Raw genomic sequence first — 6,056 nt, forward strand, 5'->3', positions numbered from 1 at the left:
GCCGGATATTGCCAGGGTCGGCCAGGACAGCGCGTAGCTGAGTGATCTCGTCGTGTTGGGCGCCCAGACGGGAGAGCGCCAGGGACTTGAAGTCGGTGAGCTCGGCGATGTTCTGTTTGCTCAGGGCGAGGCGATCGGTGAGGGCGGCGAGGTCGCCTTTGAGCCGGGCAATGTGGGCGTCCCGGGGATCGGGGACCTCGCCGGCCTGGGCGGCTTGTTGGAGGCGGCTCTCGAACTCCACGCGCAGATGGGCGTAGGGGCGGGTGCCGTAGAAGGCCGTGCGGTCGACGCCGGACTGGCGGGCCAGGGTCTTGATGTCGCAGGCGCCATCGGCGGGGACGTCACCACCGAGGAGCTGGTTGATCGTCGTCCGGATGCGATGTTCGTTGTGGGCTCGCTGCTCGGCGGTGATGCGCATGTCACTCCTGGGTCACGGTGGGTTCGTTGGCGGCGTCTATGTCGGTGACGACTCGGCGAGCCCGTTCGTAGTCGCCTTGCAGGCGGGTTCTCTCGGCGCGGCGGCCGGGGCCGAGGGTGTCGAGGAACACTTTGGTGGTGGCCGCCCGGTCGGCCCACACCGGGCGGTGGCCGAGGTGGTGGGTGGCTTGGGGGCAGCGCGACGAGTCACACATCCCGGCCAAGGGCTTCTCGGCGTTGGGGGTGCCGGCCAGTTTGAGGCACAGCGCTTTTGAGGGGTCGCTGAACCAGCAGTAGTTGGCGGCACCGAGATGCAAGGTGGCGGCCCGTCGGCTGAGCAGGGTGAGTACCTCACGGTCGTTGCCCTGCACTTTGGGGGCGCCTGGGTCCTGGTCGAGTTGGCGGTCGACGGTGGCGAAGAACCCGGTGAGGTCACGAGCGCCGGGGCCGGCGGGCGCCACGCCTTGCTGATAGGCGCGGAACTCGGCCAGGACGAGCTCGAGATTGCGCTGCTGTTCGTGGCTGTTGATCTCGGCCAAGAGTTGGGCTTGGGCCCCGCCGGGGCGGGAGGCGTAGCCTTCGGTGGTGGCCACCGAGATGTGTTTGAGGTGGATTTTGGTGGCCAGCACCCCGCCGGGCCGATAGGCGAGCTCGATAGCCAGGGTGCGGCGCAAGATGCGCGGTGTCACGTTGCCGTCGGGAATGGGGGCGAGGCCGAGACGCGTTCCGGCGGGGCCGTTGACCCAGGAACGGAACCACCTGTATCGGTCCCGGAACCCGAAGCGGCCGAACAAGGCGTCGCCGGGGCGGGCCACGTCGAGGAGTTGCTCGGCGATGCCGGCGGCCTGGTGGACCGCTTCGATGACGACCCATTCGTCGTCGGTCCCGCCGAGGGGTTGGCCTTTGACGACCTTGCTGGCGAGGCGGTATCGGACCAGGTCCCCGGACCCTTCGGGTGGCCGGCGGCATCCGACTACCAGCTCCATCAGCTCGCTGGCACGCATCCCTGAGATAGCGGCGATGACGATGATGCAGGCGGAGCGGACTACCCCGGCGACGGCGACGACTTCGCCGCCGTGAAGAGGCAACGTCCAGGGCAGCTGGGCGTCCCCGCCGGCGGTCGGAACCGCTTGGGCGTCACGACCCCACCGTCGCTCGGTGCCCACCTCTGCCACGGTCTCGTGCGCCGGGGCTCGCAGCGAACCGAGCCACGGCCAGTCGAACTGGCGGAGGCCGGCCTCGTTGGCCACCGCGTCAAAGCTGACGGCCAGCAGCGGGTCGTCGGGCGCCCTGGACCGGCGGCGAGACGGGCCCGTTGGTCGTGGTCGCTTAGCCGGGGCAGCGGGTCGCCAGCATGGCGGTGGGCTAAGAGGACACCAGCGATGTCCTCGACCGCGGTCGGTGTGGTTGTGGGCAGCACGCTGCGGGTCCGGGTCGCAAATCTGGCCTGCCTGGCCAAGATGGCGGCGGGCGGCCCCAGTGTCGTGGTCAGGTAGAGGGCGGCGGCGAGCATGGGTGCCAGCACCGTGTCCGCCAGCGGTGGGGTCTTGTTCTGGTCCCGGCCGTTGGGCATGCCCGCAACCGCGGACGGCGACGCCCCGGCCCATGGTCGCAGTGTCCGCTCGACGCGGTCAGCGCTGAACAGCTCCCGGTAGTTGACCAGGTCGACGATCGCCTGGGCGACCGCCCGGCGGATGGGCGGGCCGAACTCGCCGACGATGTCACCAGCGGCGTCGCGGGCGTGGCCGCGATGGGCCAGGTAGGCCCGGCAGTGGCCGTCGCGGACTTCGCCCAACCCGACCACGCCCTGGGCGTCCAGCCAGTTCAGCCACCCCGTCAGCTGCACCAGCCGGCCCCGGCAGGTGCGCAGGTGTAGCGGAGTGCGCGACGCTCGGGGCAGCGTCGCCACCGCCTCGTGGCGCGGCGCCAGCAGCGCCAGCATCAGCTCCTTGGCCACCAGCCGCCACGCCGGGTTGGCGATCGGGGCGAACTCCAGGCGTCGGGCGTGGGGTGCCATCTGCACCGGCAGGCCGATCACGTCGCTGAAATCCCACACGTCGTGTTCGAACCGGGGGCGCCGTGCGCCGGGCGGAAGGCTCAAGCCGGCCTCGGCGCACACATCGGCGCCCGCAAAGGGGGACCCCCGGAAGTCGTCACCGGCGGGCAGGGCGACGACGGTCATGTGCTGCGCTCCTCGGGTCGCAGGGGCAGCTCGTCGTCGGAGTCGGCGACCCTGGCCGCCGCCGCGCTCAGCACGGCCGGGGCGTAGCCGGCCAGAACCTGGTCGATGCGCTGGGCGTAGGGGCCGAAGACCGCCATGAACTGACCGGCGGGCATGGCACGCCACTGGCGGGAGAAGAACGCTTTGAGCGCCAACAGGTTGGTGGCATGACGGGGCGCGAAGACCGCCAGCGGGCACAACAGGCACACCCACGGCCGAGCCGGGCACGGTTGGCCTTTGGGGCCATGCAGGCCCGAGAGCTGATCGGCGCAGGCGGCGACGAACACGTCGCGTTCGCCGCCCACCAGTTCGGCCAACGCTGCGTCGTCGAGGCCCAGACCGCCCGTCAGCTCCGGCCACGCCCCGGCCAAGGCGACGATGTCGTCTTCGCTGAGCACCGTCGGCGATCCGGCCCGGCGGACAAGGTCGTGCTGGGCGTCCTCGACGATGGAGTCAAGCGCCAGGCGTTGCGCCGGGGTCGTGGCGCTCAGGTAGTGGTCGCCTTCGACGCTGGCGGTGTGGTTCGGGTCGATCGTGGCCCGTCCGTTGCCGGTCCACGCCCGTTTGTCACGCAGCGACTGATGGGTGGTGCGGATGCGGTTGCGGTGGATCTTCAGCGGGCCCCCGTCGTCGGCGCACAGCTCGTGGTCGAGCGCCCATCGGCGAATGACGTTTCGGTGCACCGGCCCTGCCGCCACCCTGCGGCCTCCTTGGGTGACGCCGAGCCACAGTTGGCAGCCGGCGATGGGTCCGACGAAGCCCCGCAGCAGTGTCGAGTGCGACAGCCAGCGCTCCAACAAGCGCACTGCCGGCCGGCCCAGGGTCACGCTTTCAGGCCCGGTGCGGCCCTTGATATAGCTGAGCAGGATCGAGGCGTCGCCCACCCAGTCGATGTCGCCCACCACCAGGTCGCCGATGCCGTCGGGCACCACCCCCGACGACATGGCGAAGGCCAACAGGTAGGCCACCGTCACCTCTATGTGAGGGAACAGCGCCCGGCTCGCTTCGCCGAAGCCACCCCGCTCTCGGGCGGACGCGGTGGGGACACCGGCATGGGCTGCGACCTCGCCGAGGGTCGACGGACCGATACGCGACAGCAGCCAGCACAGGTTGTCGTGATTCCAACCGGCGGTGGCGGGGTCGTGGCCTCGGGCGGCGGCGGCCAATGCCTCGCGGTGGCTCTCGTAGGACGCGTCGATCGTCGCCTGGCACGCGACACCCAGCCGGGCCCATTCCGCCTCCGGGTAGGGCGGCAGCGCCCGGCGGAACGGCTGCAGGTTGAACGCCCGACCCGCCACCAGATCGTGCACCGCCTCGCTCAACGCCCCAGTCTCGGTGTCAAAACCCCGGAGCATCCGCCGGGTGCACGCCTCCTGCGCCCCTGTGGCGCTCATCCAATACTCGGTCAGCCCCGTGGCCGTCAACTCTTCGGCACCGCCGCTGCTACCCCGCGCCGCCAGCCAGTCCACCATGTTGCGGATCGCCTTCACATAGATCGCCACCGTCGAGGCCTGATCCACCGTGCCGTGGGGGTGGACCAGCTCGACCAGGCCAACCAACAGGTCACGGCCCAGCGGCGCTCCCGGAGCGTCCAAGGAGAACTCGGCCGTGCTTGCGTCGCTGAACACGCACGAGATGCCCGTCCCGGCGTCGGTCAGCGTCGCCGGCATCACGCCACCCCCGGCTCGGCTTGGCCGGCGAACTCCGCGTCGAACTCCGCGTCAACCTCAGCATCGGTGTCGCAGACGTCGTCGAAGGGGCCGACGCCGAAACCGCCTTGTTGGTAGGCCTCGCGGTAGATGCGGGTCGTGTCCAGGCGGCGCAGATATTTCTCGGTGGTCATCACCGAGGAATGCCCCAGCAAATCCCGCAACACCAACAGCGGGTCGGCCTTGGTCAGATACAACGCCAAGGCCCCGTCGCCGCCCGCGTCGGCGGCCAACTGGGCCGCTTGGCGGTAATGACCGGCCACCAGAAACTCCAGCGTTGCCATGGCGAACGAATGGCGCAGCCGATGGGGGTTCACGTGCGGGAAGCGGGGCTCGAAACGGACCCGGACCCGGTCAGACGTCCGCTCGAACACCGTCGACCACGCCGTGAACGGCGCCCCGGTCGAGGTCACCGCCAATAGGCACGAGCCGCCACCGGGGGCGACCAGACGACGACGCTCGGCTGGGGTCAGCGACGCCCACGGGCGGCGCACCCCATTGATCCGCCCGCCCCGATCGTCAACCTCGCTGACGACCAGCGGCGCACCCCGACGCGGCGACGGCAGCCATGCCGAGCCGTTCAGCGCGCCGGCCCGCTCCAAATCCACATAGCGGTGCACCGCGGCCAACGCCTGATAGCTGATCCAGGTGGTGCGGAACTTGCGACCCTTGGTCACCCCCTCGGGGACCGGGAAGGCGATCGGCAGCACCGTGGCCCGGGCCGGTAGGGCCGGGACCTCACAGGCCAGCAGATGGGTGAACTCGGCCAGACGCAACCCCGTCGACAACGCCAAGGCGCCCACTGCGGCATTGCGGGCCAGTTCCCGGCCGCCGAAGCCGTCGTCGGGTACACCGCCGGGCCCCAGGCCCCCCAGGGCCCACAAGAACAGCTGGGCAAAGTCGGGTTCGAGGTACTTGATCGTGACATGGGGCTTGGGGCTGCGCCGCATCGCCAGGTTCACCCGCACCTCACGGCCCGTGCCCGCGAACAAGAACCTGGCCGTGCGGTAGCTGAACGGCTCTGCCTGGGCGTGGCCCTCGGCCATCGCCCAGCGGTAGAACAACGACAACACGCTCACGTGCAGACCCCAGGTGCTGGCCACGAACCGCTGGTCGAACGGGCCGGCCGCCCGATGCTCGGCGTAGCGGCCCAGCGCCTGCTTCAGGCGCTCCCGGGAGTCGAACAGCCCGACACCATGAAGAGCCAAAAAGTCCATCCACGCTCTGAGCACCCGGGCGTAATTCGCCCACGAACTCGGTGCCGGCGCCCCGTGAGTCGGCAGCTCACGCAGCCACCGATTCACCACCGTCGTAGAGCGCGGTGACCCCGGCCCGTCCTCGAACACCAAGTCGGAGTCGATCAAAACCGGCATCGCCTCGGGGATCAATGGGGGCCGTTCGATGTCCCAGGACTCGAAACCGCGGGAGGAGAACAAGGTCAAGGAGACAGGCATGGGCCGCTGACCGTAACCCCTCACCGAACACAACACGAGGATGACCCGGCCACAAACCCCCAGCCGACAAGGCTTCCATCAACCAATCGCGACACAACGATTTCGCGGGAACAAAGTGCCGCAGGGCATAGGGCACGATGAGCGTGCGATCAAAGGGGACCGCTGTGGCATCGGGACCGATCAACTCGCTCTCGATGATCGGGATCCTGGCCGCCCATAGTTTGAAGGCCCGGGCGACGCAGCTGGCGGTGAGGT

4 protein-coding genes are annotated in these 6,056 nt (G+C 69.8%); all 4 read right to left on the reverse strand.

What is annotated here, in order from left to right; all coding sequences use genetic code 11:
- Positions 1-418: hypothetical protein (locus VNF71_04755; protein HVA73853.1), on the reverse strand; the 418-nt coding region annotated here is incomplete at its 3' end.
- A gap of 1 nt (position 419) precedes the next feature.
- Positions 420-1,583, reverse strand: a complete 1,164-nt coding sequence (locus tag VNF71_04760) for a hypothetical protein (GenBank protein ID HVA73854.1) — start codon at positions 1,581-1,583, stop codon at positions 420-422.
- 1,012 nt (positions 1,584-2,595) lie between these two features.
- A complete protein-coding gene (locus VNF71_04765) occupies positions 2,596-4,308 on the reverse strand; it encodes a hypothetical protein (GenBank protein ID HVA73855.1) in 1,713 nt (570 codons plus the stop codon).
- Positions 4,308-5,801, reverse strand: coding sequence for a hypothetical protein (locus VNF71_04770; protein HVA73856.1), 1,494 nt, complete (start codon positions 5,799-5,801; stop codon positions 4,308-4,310). Before VNF71_04770 ends, VNF71_04765 begins: the two co-directional genes overlap by 1 nt.
- Positions 5,802-6,056 lie beyond the last annotated feature (255 nt).

It is taken from the genome of Acidimicrobiales bacterium, assembly GCA_035533095.1.
In the GTDB taxonomy this organism is placed as follows: Bacteria; Actinomycetota; Acidimicrobiia; order Acidimicrobiales; family Palsa-688; genus DATLUM01.

Excerpts from the sequence above, each read along its gene's own strand:
- VNF71_04765 (HVA73855.1), bottom strand. The coding sequence starts at position 4,308 with ATGCCGGCGACGCTGACCGACGCCGGGACGGGCATCTCGTGCGTGTTC.
- VNF71_04770 (HVA73856.1), bottom strand. The coding sequence starts at position 5,801 with ATGCCTGTCTCCTTGACCTTGTTCTCCTCCCGCGGTTTCGAGTCCTGG.